The organism is Georgenia sp. Z1491 (assembly GCF_049856175.1).
Taxonomy (GTDB): domain Bacteria; phylum Actinomycetota; class Actinomycetes; order Actinomycetales; family Actinomycetaceae; genus JB111.
The window spans coordinates 1-16,738 of the sequence record NZ_JBNDNA010000013.1; the positions used below are offsets into that span (position 1 = coordinate 1).

The 16,738-nt window shown below is 74.3% G+C and carries 15 protein-coding genes and 1 tRNA gene; 7 read left to right on the forward strand and 9 right to left on the reverse strand.

Annotated features, from left to right (window positions below; all coding sequences use genetic code 11):
* On the forward strand, window positions 1–434 hold a 434-nt coding region (locus tag ACPYO4_RS12855), incomplete at its 5' end, for an integrase core domain-containing protein (protein ID WP_425708139.1).
* A gap of 53 nt (window positions 435–487) precedes the next feature.
* On the opposite strand, the gene ACPYO4_RS12860 is transcribed toward ACPYO4_RS12855, so the two are convergent.
* Window positions 488–572 (reverse strand) — tRNA-Leu (locus ACPYO4_RS12860).
* A gap of 321 nt (window positions 573–893) precedes the next feature.
* Here ACPYO4_RS12860 and ACPYO4_RS12865 point away from each other — a divergent pair.
* The 6 genes from ACPYO4_RS12865 (at window position 894) to ACPYO4_RS12890 (ending at window position 6,193) form a co-directional block, all read left to right on the forward strand.
* Window positions 894–1,565, forward strand: coding sequence for a TetR/AcrR family transcriptional regulator (locus tag ACPYO4_RS12865; protein WP_425709645.1), 672 nt, complete (start codon window positions 894–896; stop codon window positions 1,563–1,565).
* Between the two features lie 137 nt (window positions 1,566–1,702).
* Entirely contained in the window at window positions 1,703–2,482 is a 780-nt protein-coding gene (locus tag ACPYO4_RS12870; RefSeq protein WP_425709646.1) for a hypothetical protein, read from the forward strand.
* Between the two features lie 144 nt (window positions 2,483–2,626).
* On the forward strand, window positions 2,627–3,631 hold the full coding sequence (locus ACPYO4_RS12875) for an ABC transporter ATP-binding protein (RefSeq protein WP_425709647.1): 1,005 nt from the start codon (window positions 2,627–2,629) through the stop codon (window positions 3,629–3,631).
* The gene (locus tag ACPYO4_RS12880) at window positions 3,628–4,392 is read left to right on the forward strand and encodes an ABC transporter permease (RefSeq protein WP_425709648.1); all 765 of its coding nucleotides are present in this window, start codon (window positions 3,628–3,630) and stop codon (window positions 4,390–4,392) included. The genes ACPYO4_RS12875 and ACPYO4_RS12880 overlap by 4 nt, the downstream gene beginning before the upstream one ends.
* Window positions 4,389–5,591 carry a sensor histidine kinase gene (locus ACPYO4_RS12885; RefSeq protein ID WP_425709649.1) on the forward strand — a complete coding sequence of 401 codons (1,203 nt, stop codon included), beginning with the start codon at window positions 4,389–4,391 and terminating at the stop codon, window positions 5,589–5,591. Before ACPYO4_RS12880 ends, ACPYO4_RS12885 begins: the two co-directional genes overlap by 4 nt.
* Window positions 5,588–6,193 (forward strand): response regulator, encoded by a 606-nt coding sequence (locus ACPYO4_RS12890; RefSeq protein WP_425709650.1) that lies wholly within the window; start codon window positions 5,588–5,590, stop codon window positions 6,191–6,193. Before ACPYO4_RS12885 ends, ACPYO4_RS12890 begins: the two co-directional genes overlap by 4 nt.
* A gap of 58 nt (window positions 6,194–6,251) precedes the next feature.
* On the opposite strand, the gene ACPYO4_RS12895 is transcribed toward ACPYO4_RS12890, so the two are convergent.
* From ACPYO4_RS12895 to ACPYO4_RS12930, 8 genes are all read right to left on the reverse strand, one after another.
* Entirely contained in the window at window positions 6,252–7,010 is a 759-nt protein-coding gene (locus ACPYO4_RS12895; RefSeq protein ID WP_425709651.1) for a hypothetical protein, read from the reverse strand.
* A 14-nt stretch (window positions 7,011–7,024) separates the two neighbouring features.
* Window positions 7,025–8,335, reverse strand: coding sequence for a gamma-glutamylcyclotransferase family protein (locus ACPYO4_RS12900; protein WP_425709652.1), 1,311 nt, complete (start codon window positions 8,333–8,335; stop codon window positions 7,025–7,027).
* A gap of 179 nt (window positions 8,336–8,514) precedes the next feature.
* Entirely contained in the window at window positions 8,515–9,993 is a 1,479-nt protein-coding gene (locus tag ACPYO4_RS12905) for a hypothetical protein (protein WP_425709653.1), read from the reverse strand.
* 116 nt (window positions 9,994–10,109) lie between these two features.
* The gene (locus ACPYO4_RS12910; protein WP_425709654.1) at window positions 10,110–10,619 is read right to left on the reverse strand and encodes a hypothetical protein; all 510 of its coding nucleotides are present in this window, start codon (window positions 10,617–10,619) and stop codon (window positions 10,110–10,112) included.
* A gap of 32 nt (window positions 10,620–10,651) precedes the next feature.
* Window positions 10,652–11,947, reverse strand: a complete 1,296-nt coding sequence (locus tag ACPYO4_RS12915) for an MFS transporter (protein ID WP_425709655.1) — start codon at window positions 11,945–11,947, stop codon at window positions 10,652–10,654.
* A gap of 125 nt (window positions 11,948–12,072) precedes the next feature.
* Window positions 12,073–15,585: a DNA polymerase III subunit alpha gene (dnaE, locus tag ACPYO4_RS12920; protein WP_425709656.1), complete on the reverse strand. Its 3,513-nt coding sequence runs from the start codon at window positions 15,583–15,585 to the stop codon at window positions 12,073–12,075.
* Window positions 15,586–15,690: 105 nt separating this feature from the next.
* Window positions 15,691–16,311 carry a hypothetical protein gene (locus tag ACPYO4_RS12925; protein ID WP_425709657.1) on the reverse strand — a complete coding sequence of 207 codons (621 nt, stop codon included), beginning with the start codon at window positions 16,309–16,311 and terminating at the stop codon, window positions 15,691–15,693.
* A 100-nt stretch (window positions 16,312–16,411) separates the two neighbouring features.
* Window positions 16,412–16,735 carry a hypothetical protein gene (locus tag ACPYO4_RS12930; RefSeq protein ID WP_425709658.1) on the reverse strand — a complete coding sequence of 108 codons (324 nt, stop codon included), beginning with the start codon at window positions 16,733–16,735 and terminating at the stop codon, window positions 16,412–16,414.
* Between the last annotated feature and the right edge of the window lie 3 nt (window positions 16,736–16,738).

Below are 16,738 nucleotides of genomic sequence, written 5' to 3' on the forward strand. Positions count from 1 at the left end.
CCCAGGGCAAGATCGAACGCTTCTGGCAGACCCTGAACAAGCGCCTCGCCACCCGGCCAGCCGACACCCTCGCCCACCTCCAGGACGAACTCGACGACTTCCGCGACTACTACAACAACGACCGCCCTCATCGCGGCATCGGCCGACAGACCCCCGCCCACGCCTACCAGCTCATCCCCCCGGCGACCCCCACCCCGCCCGGCGACCCCGACCTGTGGCGAGTGCGCTACGACACCGTCGACCGCGACGGAAAGATCAGCCTGCGCCACAGCGGCCGCATGCTGCACCTCGGCATCGGCCGCGCCCACGCCCGCACCGAGATCACCTGCCTGGTCCACAACGACCACGCCACCGTGCTGGACGCCTCCACCGGCGAGATCCTCAGCGAACACACCCTGAACCCCGCACACACCTACCAACGAAAAAACGGCTGAACCCCCGTCACCGGGGGTTCAGCCGTTCACGATGTCCTGGGACATCACATGCGTGTCCGGAGGGGGACTTGAACCCCCACGCCCTAATACGGGCACTAGCACCTCAAGCTAGCGCGTCTGCCATTCCGCCACCCGGACAGGGTGTCTGTTCGGCTCCCGGATCGCTCCGCGTCACCTGAACAACGACGGAAACTCTAACACGCGGCCTCCGCCGATCCACGGTCGTGCCGGGCCACCAGGACGTGAGTCGCGGCACGCTCGTGCGCGCCCCGACCGGGGCCGTCGACACCCGGTCCGCCCGCCGCCGACCGCACACTCGACGACCACCAACCGCACACTCGGCGAACCGGGGTTGGCGGGTCGGGCTTGACAGCGTCACCGCTCGACCGGACGATACCGACACCTGAATCGCTTGTCAGGTTCGCGGTCTGCCGGCCCCACCGATCCGAGGAGGCTCGCATGAGCGCCCGCCCCACCACCGCCCGCGGCACCCGGACCAGGGCCACGATCCTCGCCGCCGCGACGGACGTGTTCGCCAAGCACGGGTACCACGACGCCTCGGTCGCACGGATCACCGAGCGCGCCGGCGTGGGCCAGGGGACGTTCTACCTGTACTTCGACACCAAGCTGTCGGTGTTCGAGGAGGTCGTCCGCGACCTCAACTCCCGGGTCCGCCGCGCGATGTTCACCGCGAGCTCGGAGGAGGACGACCGCCTCGCCGCCGAGCGCGCGGGCTTCGCCGCCTTCTTCCGGTTCACCGCCGAGAACCCCGCGCTGTACCGGATCATGCGGCAGGCCGAGTTCGTCGCCTCGGACGTCCTGCACATCCACTACGAGACCATCGCCCGCGGGTACACGTCCGGCCTGCGCGCCGCCCAGGCGAGCGGCGAGGTCGCCGCCGACCTCGACCCGGAGGCCGTCGCCTGGGCCCTCATGGGGGTCGGCGAGCTCGTCGGCATGCGCTGGGTGATGAGGGAGCGCGACGCCGACGAGCCCGGGCCACCGCGGTCGCCCGAGCACGGGCTCCCCGAGAAGATCCTCGACTCGGTCATGGCCGTGGTCGAACGCGGGCTCCGGCCGCCGGAGGACCCGGCCTCCACCAGCACTGACTCTCAAGGAGAGACGCCGTGACCAGCCTCAACGGCAAGCGCGCAGTCCTCACCGGAGGGCGACGCGGCACCGGCCGGGCCCGGCCATAGGATCTGCCCGTGCCCTCCCCCGTGCCCATGCCGTCCCGGCGCGCCGTCGCGGCCCGGGGGCACTGACCCGTGCGGCCGGACGAGATCGAGGCGCTCCGTGACGCGGGCGGCCGCCGGACGCGGCGCCAGTGGCTCGTCGTCGCCCTCGTCACGGTGCTGGTCGCTCTCGTCCCGGTCGGGATCTACGTCGTCACCGGCAATCTCGACCACCTGCTCGGGAACAGCGAGGAGGTCACCGCGCGCGTCGAGCGGGTCGAGACCGACGGTAGCTGCCGGGGGCGGCCGGTCGACCGGCTCGACGTGGAGGTCAGCTGGACGGTCGACGGCACCTCCGGGCACGGGTCCTACTCCCGGTGCGACGAGCGGCTCGCGGTGGGCGACTCCGTCCAGGTGTGGGTCGCACCGAACGGCACCATGTCGCCCGAGTCCCCTACCGAGCTCCGGTCCGGCCTCCTGGTCGGCAGTGTTCTCCTCGCGCTGGCCGGCGCAGGGAGCGGCGCGGCGATGATCCTCATGAACCGGGGCCGGCGACGACGCCTGCTCGCCGCACGGACCGCTCCGCTGGGCCCGCCCGTCCGCGTCCGGGTGAAGCAGCTCGGACGCGGGCGGGCCACCGTGCGCCTCGTCGACCCGGCCCCCGGGGTGGTCGATCCGAGGCCCAGCGCCGTGCCGGTCATCCACTTCCGGCCCGGGCGTCGGCCCGGGACGATGACCACGTTCGGGATCCTCGGCGAGTGGTGGCTGCACGTGGCGCCGATCGGCGACCCCCGCCGTCAGCACGGCGTCCTCGTCCGGGGCGACGAGCGCCTGTGGGTCGAGTTCCGCCTGCCCCCGCGGAAGCGGCAGTAGGCGCGGATCCCGCCTGCTCCCTCGCCCCGGCACCTCGTCCCGCGCCCCTCGTCCCGCGCGACCGTTCCCGCCTGACAGGTGTCACACGGACCTCGTGACACCACCCCATCGCGAACTCGCCCGCGCCACGCCCATGCTCGGGGCATGACCGCACCTGCACCCGCCGCTCCGCCGTCGGTCCCGCCCGCCGTCGAGCTCGTCGGCCTGCGCAGGACGTTCGGCACCGGACAGGGCGTCGTCCGGGCCGTCGACGGGCTCGACCTGACGATCGCCCCGGGCGAGGTCGTCGCGTTCCTCGGCCCCAACGGTGCCGGCAAGACGACGACGCTCGACATCGTCCTCGGCCTGACCGAGGCGAGCGCCGGGACCGCCCGCGTGTTCGGCCGTCCCCCGCGCGAGGCGGTCGCCGCCGGGCGAGTCTCCGCGGTCCTCCAGTCCGGCGGCCTGCTGCGGGACCTCAGCGTGCGGGAGACGGTCACCCTCGTCGCGTCGACGTTCCCGTCCCACGAGCCGGTCGACGACGTCATGGCGCGCGCCGGCATCTCGGGCATCGCGGGCCGAAGGATCGCCAAGTGCTCCGGCGGCGAGCAGCAGCGCGTGCGGTTCGCGCTCGCCCTGCTGCCCGACCCGGACCTCATCGTCCTCGACGAGCCCACCGCCGGAATGGACGTCGCCGCCCGCCGCGACTTCTGGTCGACCATGCACGACGACGCCGACGCCGGGCGCACGATCGTCTTCGCCACCCACTACCTCGAGGAGGCCGACGCGTTCGCCGACCGGATCGTCATGGTCGCCGACGGCCGCATCGTCGCCGACGGCACGACGGCGCAGATCCGGTCGCGCGCGTCGGGTCGGACGGTGACGGCGGACGTCGATCCCGCCCGGTTCGACGCGACCGTCGCCGGCCTGCGGGCGCTGAAGGGCGTGCACTCGGTCGGGGCCGACGGCACGCGGGTCGCCGTACGTGCGACCGACACCGACCTCGTCGCACGGACGCTGCTCACCGAGCTCGGCGGAAGCAGCCTCGAGATCACCTCGGGCTCGCTGGAGAGCGCGTTCGTCTCGATCACCGGTCGCGCCCCGCTCGACAGTCCGGACGGCGACGACGTCGCCGGGGCCCGCGCCTCGACACTCGGAGCCACGCGATGAACGCCACCTACTTCCGCATCGAGATGACGCGGCTCGGCCGCGACGTCACGGCCCTGTTCTTCGTCGGGATCCTGCCCGCGGTCCTCTACGTGATCTTCGGCGCCGTGCAGTCCTACGGCGAGATCGAGCTCGCGCACGGCAACGTGGCGATGACCGTGATGATCGCGATGGCCGCCTACGGCGCGGTCACCGCCACGACGAGCCTGGGCGGGATGGCCGCGGTCGAGCGGATGCAGGGCTGGGGCCGGCAGCTGGGGCTGACCCCGATGACCGACACCGGGTTCGTCGCAGTCAAGGCCTCCGTCGCGCTCGTCGTCTCGCTCGTCCCGGTCACACTCATCTATGTCCTCGGCGCGGTCACGGGCGCCTCGGGCGACCCCGCGGCCTGGGTGCTGTCCGCCGCGGTCATCGTCGTCGGGGCCGTGACGTTCGCGCTGTTCGGCCTCGCCGTCGGCCAGATCTTCCGCAGCGAGGCGTCGGTGAGCGCAGCGTCGGGCCTGCTCGTCGTCCTCGCCTTCCTCGGCAACGTGTTTTTCCCGCTGTCCGGGATCATGCTGCAGATCGCCACGTTCACGCCGCTCTACGGCTACGTCGCGCTCGCCCGCCGGCCCGTCACCGACGGTGTCCCGCTCCAGACCGGGATGGGCGACCCCGGTCCCGCGGAACCCCTGTGGGTACCCGTGGTTAACCTCGTCGTGTGGACGATCGTGTTCGCCGCCCTGGCGGTGTGGAACGTGCGGCGCGGACGGGCGCGCCAATGATCGACGAACGCGAGGAGCAGGACAGGAGGTCCGGGGCGCCGCACGTCGCGGACCCCCGGCCCGCCCCCGCGCAACCGGCCGACCGCTCGCCCACGCCCGCCGGGACCTCGGACGTGGACGAGGCCCGGTCGTCGACCGACCCGTGGGACCAGATCGGCTGGCTGATGGCCGCCATCTGGCTGGTCTTCCTCATCTTCCCGGTCCTGGCCGTGCTTGACCAGGTCGAGCCCGTGCTGCTCCAGGTGCTCGACCTCGTGCTCATCGCCGTCTTCGCGGTCGTCTACTGCTGGGCGTTCCGCACGCTCCCCGAGTGCGCCGGTCCCGACCGCGTCCGGCACGGCATCAGGTACCTCGCCGTGCTCGTCGTCCTGGCCGTGACGGTCGGCCTCTCGCTGGGATTCAACGCGTTCGCCATGTGCACCTACCTCGTGGCGCTCGCGATCTACACGTTCCCCCCGCTGCCCGGGATGATCTTCACGGCCGGCGTGCTCCTCGCGGCGACGCTCGGACCCTGGCTGATCGCGCCCGCCGACGAACCCTGGTGGCTCTTCGGCCCGATCATCCTGCTCGTGGCGGTCGCCTGCTTCATCCCCGTGCGCCTCGACGAGCGCGCCGACCGGCAGCGCCGCCTCGAGGCCGAGCTGACGATCACCGCCGAGCGCGACCGCGTGGCCCGCGACGTGCACGATGTGCTCGGCCACTCCCTCACCGTCATCACCGTGAAGTCCGAGCTGGCCGAACGGCTCGTCGACGTCGACCCCGGGCGCGCGAAGGACGAGATCGCCCAGGTGCGCTCGCTCTCCCGGCAGGCGCTGGCCGAGATCCGGGCCACCGTGGCCGGCCTGCGGGTCGCCCGCCTCGTCGACGAGCGCGAGGCCGCCCAGGTCGCCCTCGCGGGCGCCGGCATCGCGGTCGACCTGCCCGGCGACGCCGACGTCGTCGACCCCCGGCACCGCATCACCCTCGCGTGGGCCCTGAGGGAGGCCGTCACCAACGTCGTGCGGCACTCGGGGGCGAGCAGGTGCACCGTGCGCTGGTCGGGGTCGAGCCTCGTCGTCGACGACGACGGACGGGGCACGTCCGGGCGCGAGGGCAACGGCCTGCGGGGGCTGCGCGAGCGGGTCCGCCAGGCAGGCGGCACCGTGACGGTCGGCCCCGGGCCGGACGGGACCGGCACGAGGCTGGAGGTCCTGCTGTGATCCGGGTGCTGCTCGCCGACGACCAGGCACTCGTGCGCGGCGCGCTGGCCGCGCTGCTCGACCTCGAGGGCGACATCGAGGTCGTCGCCCAGGTGGGGAGCGGTGACGAGGTCGTCGCCGCCGCCCGCACGTCCGAGGCGCAGGTGTGCCTGCTGGACATCGAGATGCCCGGGCTCGACGGCATCGAGGCCGCCCGGGCGCTGGCCGCCGAGCTGCCCACCACGCGCTCGCTCGTGGTGACGACCTTCGGCCGGCCCGGCTACCTGCGGCGGGCGCTCGAGGCGGGCGCGAGCGGGTTCGTCGTCAAGGACACCCCCGCGGGCGAGCTGGCCGAGGCCGTGCGCCGGGTCCACGCTGGGCTCCGGGTCGTCGACCCCTCGCTCGCGTCGGAGTCCCTCGCGGCGGGCGCGAACCCGCTGACGGACCGGGAGCGCGACGTGCTGCGCGCGACCCTCGACGGCTCGCCGGTCGCCCAGATCGCGGCCGCCGTCCACCTCTCGCCCGGGACGGTGCGGAACTACCTCTCGAGCGCGATCGGCAAGACCGGCTCGAGCACCCGGGCCCAGGCGGCACAGGTCGCCCGCGAGCGCGGCTGGCTCTGAGGCCGGCGGGTCCGGAGCAGGGCAGGCTCCGGGCGTGCGCTGGTCCGGTCCGGCCGCGTCAGTACTCCCAGGCCCAGCCGCTCCCGGTGCCCGACGGGTCGTAGACGAGCGTGCCGCTCTCGGCGGCCACGTCGAGGACGACGTAGCCGGAGTCCGTCTCGCCGGGCAGCAGCGAGGGCGCCACGAGCTCGTCGAGCGTGTAGCAGGACCACGAGGCGTCGGTCAGCGTCCCGGGCTGCTCGGTGCCGTCCGGGCCGAGGACGGTGAAGAAGTCGGCCGCGAGGGGCAGGAACACGTCCTCCGGGTTCTCCGCCTCCGCGCCCGCCGCCTCGGCCATCGCCGCGGTCACCTCGACGACGAGGAAGTGCCCGTTGACCGGGTCGAACTGCTCGTCGACGCGGCTGGGGCAGCTCTGCGCGGTCTCGATCGACGTGACGACGAGCTCGACGAGCGGCTCGCCGTCGTCGTCGGCGAGGCCCGCGACCTGGCCGACGTCGCGCAGCAGGTGGTCGCCGACGAGCTCGGGCGCGGCGTCGCCGGACGCGCCGTCGTCGGGGCCGTCGGACGAGGAGTCCGTGGACGAGTCGGTTCCCGGCGCGGCGGGCCGGTCGCCCGTGGTGGTGGCGACGCCGTCCGGCAGGAGCGAGCCGGCGTCGACCGGGACCTCCTCTGCCAGGGACAGCGGGACGGGGTCCCCGGCGTCGTCGACCGGGGAGGTGCGGGCCGGCCCGGCACCGGCGGTCAGCGTCAGCGTGAGCGGGAGCCCGACGCCGAGGGCGGCGCCTCCCGCGAGCAGGGTCTTCGTGATCGGTCGCATGCCTGTCTCCCCCGTCAGTACCTGTTGACGTAGTCGCCGCTGCGGACGATCCACCCGATGTCGTGCGCGTACGCCACCCGCCAGGGGGTCGCGACGTACACCCACGCGAGCTGGCCCGAGACGTCGGTGCCCCGCAGCTCACGCGTGTAGTTCATGCGGCTCAGCGGGAGCGACGGGTCGTAGCCCTCCCACCGGTCGACCTTGGCGATCATCCGGCTGTACTCGCCCGGCGCGAACCAGAACGCCTCCGCCACGATGCCGCTGGTGTTCGCCCCGTTCGGGATCGCCCACGGCCAGTCGAACTCGGTGCGCGGCGTGAGCCACAGGTCGAAGCCCGGCAGGCGCAGGGTGCGCTCCCGCACGGCGTCGGAGTGGACGACGTGGTGCGCCGGCTGCCCCGTGCGCAGGGTGCCGTAGGAGGCGATCGGGTACTGGACGGGCTGCGGCGGGGGCGGTGACGGGCGGCGCACGCCGAGCGTGTCGGTGCCGTTGCCGTCCCAGTCGCCCACCATGGCCACGTCGTCCGGTCGGCCGTAGTCGATCGTCACGTCGGCGACGCCGGTGCTGATCGCGTTGCGCAGGAAGTAGGTGCGACCGCGGCGGACGCCGAGGGTGTCGAAGCCGTCACCGTTCCAGTCACCGACAAGCACCTCGTCGCCGACGCGACCGTAGGTGGCCACGCGGTCCGCGGGACCGTCGCCGGGCGAGGTGCGGAAGAAGTACTCGTTGCCACGGCGCACTGCCACGTCGTCACGTCCGTTGCGGTCCCAGTCGCCGATGAGGACGTCGTCGGAGGCCCGGCCGTAGGCCAGGGTCGCGTCGTGCGCGCCGGAGCCGGCGGCGTTGCGGATGTAGAAGACCGACCCGCGGCGCACGGCGAAGGAGTCGCGGCCGTCGCCGTCCCAGTCGCCCACGTAGGTGACGTCGTCCGCGGCGCCATACGCGATGACGGTGCCCGGGCCCGGGGTCAGCGAGTTGCGCAGGAAGTAGGTGCGACCGCGGCGGACGCCGAGGGTGTCGGTCCCGTCACCGTTCCAGTCGCCGACGTAGAGGCGGTCGCCGGGGCGCCCGTAGCTGAACTCGATCTCGCCGACCGTGCTGATGCTGTTGGACAGGAAGTAGTCGTCACCCTCGCCGCCGACCTCACCTCCCGTGGCACGGCCGGTGGCCGGGGCGACGGCGGCGGCACCCAGCAGGGTCGCGCCCGCCAGTCCCGCGGCCGCCCGTGCGGTCCAGCGTCGTCGTCGGCGTGCGGGCGCCGATCGCCGGCCGCGGCGTGGGTCCTCGTGCGTCGTGATCTCGGTCCTGGATCGTCCTGAACGCATCGGCGCGTCCACCTGCCTCGGTGTCGTGGGACGGCGCGCGAACGGCCCGGACACCGGTCGCGCGAGGGGGAACAGGCGTAGTGAACCAGCCGACCGGTGGAATCAGCAAGGCGTTATGGGCGTGGAGCTGTCTCCCGGCTCCGTCACGTGCCCGCACGACGACGGGCGGTGGGAGCTGGTCAGCCCTGCGGGCCGTAGCCACCGGGCTGGTAGCCGCCACCGGGCTGACCGCCGCCGTAGCCACCCTGCTGGCCGTAGCCACCGGGCTGACCGCCGCCGTAGCCGCCCTGCTGGCCGTAACCGCCGGGCTGGCCACCGCCGTAGCCGCCCTGCTGGCCGTAACCGCCGGGCTGGCCACCGCCGTAGCCACCCTGCTGACCGTAGCCACCGGCCGGCTGACCGGTCGGCGTCTCCCCGCCCTTGATGACGCCGAGCGAGGTCAGCGCGATCCACGCGCCGACGCCGAGCGCCGCGATCGCGAGGATCAGCATGAGGATCACGCCGAAGCCGAGGCTCGCACCGCCCGAGCCACCGGCGAACGCGTCGCTCGCGGTGCCGACGTCGCCGTTCGCGTCGAAGAATCCGATGAGGCCGAAGAGGAAGATGACGGCCGCTCCGCCCAGCGCGGCCAGCGTGCCGATGCCGGTCATCATGCGGCGGGCGATGAAGAACCCGCCCACGCCGGCGGCGATCGCCGCGAAGAGAATGAGGATGGCGTAGGCCGTGTAGTCGCCGAAGCCGTTGCCGCTCTCGCTGGTCGTCGTCTCGAACATCGTGTACTCGACGGACCACCACGGCAGCAGCGTCGCGACGAACGACAGCACACCGATCCCGAGGATCACCCACCCGGCGATGGCCGGCGGGAAGAGCTTGAACGGGCCGATGCCGGCGCCGGCGCTCGAGGACGTCGCCGCCGCGCCGTAGGCGCCGGCCTGTCCGTACTGACCGGGCTGCTGGCCCGGGGCTCCGTAGCCGCCCTGCTGGCCGTAGCCGGCGGCGTGACCGGCGGACGCCGCCGATTCGTGGGCCGACGCCGATGAGCCGTAGGCGTTCGGGGACCCGGCGGCCGAGCCGTAGCCGGCCTGCTGGCCGTAGGCGGGCGAGGCCTGGTCGGGCGACTGGCCGTACGGCGAGGCCTGCTCGGGCGACTGGCCGTAGGGCGAGGGCTGTCCGGGCTGCTGAGCCGGCGCCTGCTGGCCGTAACCGCCCTGCTGCGCGCCGGCCTGCGGCTGGCCGTAGGGCGAGGCCTGGTCGGGCGACTGGCCGTACGGGGAGGGCTGACCGGGCTGCTGAGCCGGCGGCTGCTGGCCGTAGCCACCCTGCTGGGGCTGACCGTACGGGGAGGGCTGACCGGGCTGCTGAGCCGGCGGCTGCTGGCCGTAGCCGCCCTGCTGGGCACCGGGCTGCGGCTGGCCGTACGGCGACGGCTGGCCGTAGCCACCCGGCTGCACCGGCGGCTGCTGACCGGGCTGCTGACCGGGCTGCTGACCGTAGCCGCCGGGCTGCGGCTGAGCGGGCGGCTGCTGCCCGTAGGTCGGCATGGGACGGCGGGCGAGCATGGTCGCCTCGACGTCGTCGTCCGCCGCCTCCGGCTGGTTGTCATCGGGCTGAGGGGTTCCCGGGTACTCGGGCGAGCCGGGGTTCGGCGGGTTCGTCATACCCCCGATCTAATCACGCTGCTCCGACGGCACGCGTGATATTCCTGCCTTCGGGGAGAAGTACCCATGCTTCACGAGCGAGGTACCCCCGCTACGCGGGCGTCGGGGTCTGCGGCTCAGCCGTCCGACGGCGGGGGCGCGGGGTCGATCTGCGCGGCTCCGGCCGGCGCGGGTCCCGCCTGCGTGAGCCCGGCGTCCTCGGCCTGCTCGCCGATGAAGGCGTCGAGGACCTCGGCCGCGAGGGCGTCGAGCTGGGCGCGCAGCGTCTTGAGCTGGGTCTTGCGGACCTTGGGGCTCATGGCGTCCAGCAGCGGGATCGCGGCCTCGATCTTCTCCAGGCGCTTGCGCCAGCCGCCGACGCGGGCGAGCTCGGCGTCGTCGTCCGCCGAGGCCACGAGGTAGTTGATCTGCTTGCGCACGACCTCGGCCTGGGAGGTGAGGTTCCCCGGGCCGGGCCGCACCGAGCCGGCGAGCCCCTTGACCGAGCCGGCGACCTTGTCGAACGCCGCGGGATTCTTGTTCCGCATGTCGATGAGGACGGGGCCGTACCGGGAGACGATCTTCCAGATGGCCGGTCCGGCGACGACGGCGATGTTGAGCAGCTTGGCGAGCGGGATGCGGGCCATGGACTCCCTTTCTGTGCGCGGGTCCTAGCGTCTCACGCGGACGCGGGCGGCGCCGTGCCGGGCGGGGGTGCGCCGGGCGCCGCGCTGGGCGGTGTTCCAGGCGGAGCTCCGGCAGGAGCCGCCCCGCCGGGCGGCGCTCCGGCGGGCGGACGCCTGGGCAGCCACAGCGCGAGCACCGTGGCGAGCACCAGCAGGACGACGGCGCCGGCGGCCGTCGCGCCCCACTGACCCAGGTCCCAGGCGAGGCCCAGGAGGACGCCGCCGACCGAGGACCCGAGGTAGTAGAAGAGCGTGTACCTCCCGGACCCGTCCGACGGCCTGGGGCTCAGCCGGGCCGCGTTGGCCGAGGCGAGCGAGTGGACCACGAAGAAGCCGCCCGCCAGGAGGAACAGTCCCGCCCAGATGAGCACCATCGAGGTGGCGAGCGTGATGAGCACTCCCCCGACGCAGACCGCGAGGCCGAGCAGGACACCGGCCCTGATTCCTGTGCGGTCGGCGAGGCGGCCGGCGAACGTCGAGGTGAACGTGCCGGCGATGTAGGACAGGTAGAACATCGAGCCCAGGCCGGCTCCGAGCGAGTACGGCGGCAGGGAGGTGCGGAAGCTGAGGACGTTGTAGATGCCGACGAAGGTCGCCATTCCGAGGAACGCCAGGCCGTAGAGGACGAGCCGGCTGCGCCGCGCCTCGGCGGAGTCGGGCCTGGCGGCGAGCGCCGCGCCGGAGCTGCGGGCCGGCGACGCCTGCGCGGTCGGCAGGAGGAGGTGCGCGGCGAGGCCGACCACGGCACCGAGGATGCACACGACGATGATCGCGCCGCGCCAGCCGACGAGCTCCGAGGCGAAGCCGGCGAGCACCCGCCCACCCATGCCGCCGAGCGTGTTGCCGGCGATGTACAGGCCGCCCACGCGCGTGATGGCGCTCGGGTGGATCTCCTCCGCGACCCACGCGAGCGCCGCGGCGGGGACGCCCGCGAGCGCGGCACCCTGAACGGCGCGCAGGACGAGGATGAGGGCGAAGCTCGGTGCGATCGCGCTCGCGATCCCGGTGACGACGGAGACGGCGAGCCCGCCGATGATGATCGGCTTGCGGCCGCACCACTCGGAGAGGCGGGCCAGCGGGAGGACCGCGACGGCGAGCGCGAAGGTGGTGACGGTCATGAGCATCGTCCCCGACGCGGCGGAGACGTCGAGGTCCGTCGCCGCCACGGCGAGCAGCGGCTGGACGGAGTAGATCATCGCGAACGTGCCGATGCCGATGGCGAACAGGGCGAGCAGCGCGCGGCGGAAGGCCGGCTCACCGCTGCGGTGGCCGACCGAGGGGCTGCTCACCCGGTCACCCTAGGACGGCCGGCCCGCGGTTCGGCCGAGCGGCCACTGGGTGGCGGGGGTAACGGTCACGCGCGGCCCGCTCCCGCGCGGTGCGCGTGGGACGCCTGTCGCAGGCCCGCCGGGCGTCACCGGAAGTCGCGGGAGGTGGTGGCGACGCTGAGGCTGAACGGATCGATGCGGTCGGCCACGAGGTTCGTCACGCCGTCGGCGCTCTCGACGATGCCGCGGATCACCAGGGCCGCGGAGGTGCGGGCGACCTGCCGGTGCCGAGCCCACACGCCCGCGGAGCACACGACGTTGGCGAGCCCGGTCTCGTCCTCCAGGGAGAGGAACGTGACGCCGCGCGCGGTGCCCGGGCGCTGCCGGTGGGTGACGACGCCGGCCGCACGGACCCGGCGGCCCGGCTCGGCGCGGGGCAGGTCGGCGAGGCGCAGGACGCCGGCGTCGTCGAGGTCGGCGCGGCGGTACTGGGTGGGGTAGGTGCCCGGGGAGACGCCGCTCGCCCACACGTCGGCGACGGCGGTCTCGACCTCGGTCATCGCCGGCAGCTCGGGAGCGGTGATGCCGGGCGTGGTGCCCGGCAGGGGCGGCTGGACCCAGCGCTCCCCCGACGACGAACGGCGGGTGGTGCCGTGCGCGCCCGCGAGCGCACCGGCCGTCCACAGCGCCTGGCGCCGGTCCCCGCCGAGGTCGAGCGCACCGGCGGTGGCGAGGGCCTCGAGCTGGGCGGCGGTGAGGTCGACCCGTCCGGCGAGGTCGGCGATGCTCGCGTACGGGCCGCCGTGGGTGCGCTCGGCGACGATCCGCTCGGCGGCCTCCTCCCCCACGCCCCGCACGGGGGCCAGGCCGAGGCGGATCGCCAGCCCGGGGTCGGGCCGCACGAGGCGCGCCACGGCCTCGACGGGGGCGACGCCGCCGGGGGTCTCGTCGTCGGGGGTCTCGTCGTCGGGCCGTCCGCCGTCGGGGGTGGTGTCGACGACGCTCGCGTGCACGCCGGAGCCGTTGATGCTCGCCCGCTCGACGCGCACGCCGTGCCGCCGGGCGTCGGCGACGAGGGTCTGCGGACTGTAGAACCCCATGGGCTGCGCGCCGAGCAGGGCGGAGTAGAAGGCCTCGGGGTGGTGGACCTTGAGCCACGCGCTGGCGTAGACGAGGTAGGCGAACGAGAACGAGTGGGACTCGGGGAAGCCGAAGTCGGCGAAGGCCCTGAGCTTGTGGAAGATCTGCTCGCCGACGTCGCAGGCGATGCCGTTGCCGGCCATGCCGTCGAGCAGGCGGGCGTGCAGGGCCTCCATCCGCTCCTCGGACCGCTTGGAGCCCATCGCCTTGCGGAGCTGGTCGGCCTCCGCCGGGGTGAAGGAGGCGGCGTCCATGGCGATCTGCATGAGCTGCTCCTGGAACAGCGGGACGCCGAGGGTCTTCTCCAGGGCCGGGCGCAGCAGGTCGTGGAGATAGGTGACGGGCTCCCGGCCGAGCCGGCGGTTGATGTAGGGGTTGACGGAGTCGCCCTGGATGGGGCCGGGGCGGATGAGCGCGACCTCGACGACGAGGTCGTAGAAGGTGCGCGGCCGGAGCCTGGGGAGCGTGGCCATCTGGGCGCGGGACTCGACCTGGAAGACGCCGACGGTGTCCGCGGCGCACAGCAGGTCGTACACGGCGTCGTCGTCCTGCGGGAGGTTGTGCAGGCCGAGCGGGCGACCGTCGACGCCGAGGACGCCCCGGCCGGTGAGCTCGGTGAACGCCAGGCGCAGGGCGGTGAGCATGCCCAGGCCGAGGAGGTCGAACTTCACCAGGCCGGCGTCGGCGCAGTCGTCCTTGTCCCACTGCAGGACGGTGCGGCCGGGCATGGTGGCCCACTGGACGGGGCAGACCTCGACGACGGGGCGCGAGCACAGCACGACCCCGCCCGGGTGGATGCCCAGGTGGCGGGGCAGCCGTAGGAGCTCCTCGGCGATGTCGACGACGTCGTCCGGGATGGCGGAGACGTCGTCGGCGCCCGGGGCAGGTGCGGACGGCGGGGCGGTCTCGGGGGCGGGCGTGGAGGCGACCGTGGGCGCGACGCCGCTGCGGCCGACGGTCTCGACCGTCCACCAGGTGCGCTCCCCCGGACCGGGTGGCCCCGCGGAGGTGGCTGCGGCGTCGGGGCCCGGTGCTGCGCCGGTGACCTCACCGCCGGCGTCGGGGGTGCGGAGCGACCCCCACCGCTCGACGCTCTTGGCCCAGGCGTCCTGCTGGCCGGTGCCGTGGCCGAGCGCGCGGGCGGCGTCCCGGACGGCGGAGCGGGGCCGGTAGGCGATGACGTTGGCGACCTGGGCGGCATGCTCACGGCCGTAACGCTCGAAGACGAACTGGATGACCTCCTCGCGGCGGCCGGACTCGATGTCGAGGTCGATGTCCGGCGGACCGGATCGGCCGGGCGAGAGGAAGCGTTCGAACAGCAGGCGGTGGGTGACGGCGTCGACGGCGGTGATGCCGAGGGCGAAGCAGACGGCGGAGTTGGCGGCCGAGCCGCGGCCCTGGCACAGGATCCCGTTGTCCACGCAGAACTGGACGATCTCGTGGACGATGAGGAAGTAGCCGGGAAAACCGAGCTCGTCGATGATGCCGAGCTCGTGGTCGATCATCTGCCAGGCGCCGGGGATGCGTTCGGCGCCGCGTGGCCCGTAGCGCTGCTCGGCCCCCCGGTGGGCGAGCTCGCGCAGCCACGTGGCCTCGGTGTGGCCGTGCGGCACGGGGTGGGGCGGCAGGTCCGGGGCGACGAGCCGCAGGTCGAACGCGAGCTCGGCCGCGAGGTCCGCCGCGGCGGTCACCGCGTGCGGGTGGTGCCGGTGGATGCGGAGCATCTCCTCCGCGGAGCGCAGGTGGGCCGGCGCGGCGGGCAGCCAGCCGTCGATCTCCTCGAGCGAGGCGCGGGCCCGGGTGGCGGCCATGACGTGGGCGAGCGCCGCGTCCTGCGGGCGGGCGCAGTGCACGCCGCCGGTGGCCACGAGCCGCAGGCCCGCGTCCTCGGCGAGCTGGGCGAGGGCGGCGCAGCGGACCTGGTCGAGCGGGTCCCCGGTGTCGCTGATCTCCACGGCCACGTTGTCCCGCCCGAACATCTCGGTGAGGCGGGCCAGCTCGCGGGCGGCCGCGGCCGGGGCGAAGCGGCCGCGCTCGGGCTCGAGCGCGCGGCGGACGGCTCCCTTGCGGCAGCCGGTGAGGATCACCCACTGCCCGTCGGCGGTGTCGGCCAGCTCCGAGAGGTCGTAGCGCGCCCGCCCCTTGACGCCGGTGGCGAGGTGGGCGTGCGAGATGGCGGCGGACAGGCGCCCGTACCCCTCGCGGCCCCGGGTGAGGACGAGCAGGTGCGTGCCGTCGGGGTCGGCCGGTCCGCCGAGCCCGTGGGTGCCGCCGCCGGCCGCGGCGGAGGTCCGCCCGGTCGACCCGACGCCGAGCTCGGCGCCGACGACCGTGGGCAGGCCGAGGGTGCGGGCGGCCTCGGCGAGCCGGACGACGCCGGGCAGCCCGTCGTGGTCCGTCAGCGCGAGCGCCTCCAGGCCCAGGCGGGCGGCCTCGGCGGCGAGGTCCTCGGGCAGGTTGGCGCCGTCGAGGAAGGAGAAGGCCGAGTGCGCGTGCAGCTCGGCGTAGCGGGCACCCACGGCCACCTCCCCGATCGACGCGACGACGCTCGGATCTCGAACGTGCGTTCGAGACTAGCGGGGAGGTCAGACGTCGTCGAACGGGCGGGGGGCGCCCTGCCGGGGTCAGCGTCGGGAGGTGACGCCGACCGCCGTCGCCGCGCCGGCAGCGAGGCCGAGCAAGGTGTGCGGGGCGGGGATCCCACGGGCGCCGAGGAACTTTGCGCCCTGGTGCCCGAGCGAGTCGACGACGACGAGCGCCGCGAACGCCGCTCCCCCGTAGACCGCGGTGCGGGCGATGCGCGCGCCGCGGGACTGCGGGTCCGGGGCGTGGGGCCGCGGACGGTTCGACCCGAACGTCACGACACCCTTCGGGAGCTTCGCCTTGTGCGCGCGGGACTGGACGACGGTCCAGGCCGTCACCCCGCCGAGGATGCCGAGCTTGAGGACGGCGCGCGCGCCCCGCCCGTGCAGGACGTCCGGCAGCGCCATCCACGCGGCGACGGCGCCGCCCGCGATCGCGGCGCTGGGCAGGTCAGCGGCGGCCTCGCCGTGACGCGCGTCCTCCGCGCGCAGGGGCGTGGCCGCGGATGCGGGGGCCCAGGCCGAGCTCGCGTCGCCGACGCGACCCGGCAGCGTCGGCCGGCCCGCCGAGTCGGGGGACGAGGCGTGCGGCGGGCGGACGGCGTCGGGGTCCTGACGCCCGACGACGGAGCCCGAGGGAGCGGTCGCGTTCTGCTGGGTCATGGCTCTCCTCCTGGCGGATGACGGGTACCGCCGAGGCTATCCCCCCGCGCCGCACGCTGTCGCAACGGGCCAGGACGGGCGCGCGGCCCGCGTGCACCGCTCAGCGCTCGTGCCACGGCCTCCGGCGACGCGCCACACCCTCCACGACGGCGGCCGCGGCCAGGAACAGACTCCCCCACACCGCCGCGCCCACCAGACCGAGGACGGGGAATGCCACCACGCCGTACTGCACCTCGGTGACGAGGACGAGCGCGGGCAGCAGCGCGCAGACCACCACGCCGACGCCGGCGACGACCCGGAGGATCCCGGCGGCGCGTGGCACGGAGCGTTCCCGGAGCGAGGCGACCGCCCGCGCCGTGATCGAGATGCCGAGGGCGAGCAGCAGCAGCGGCACGCCGATGAGCACGAGCAGCGCGACCTCCATGTA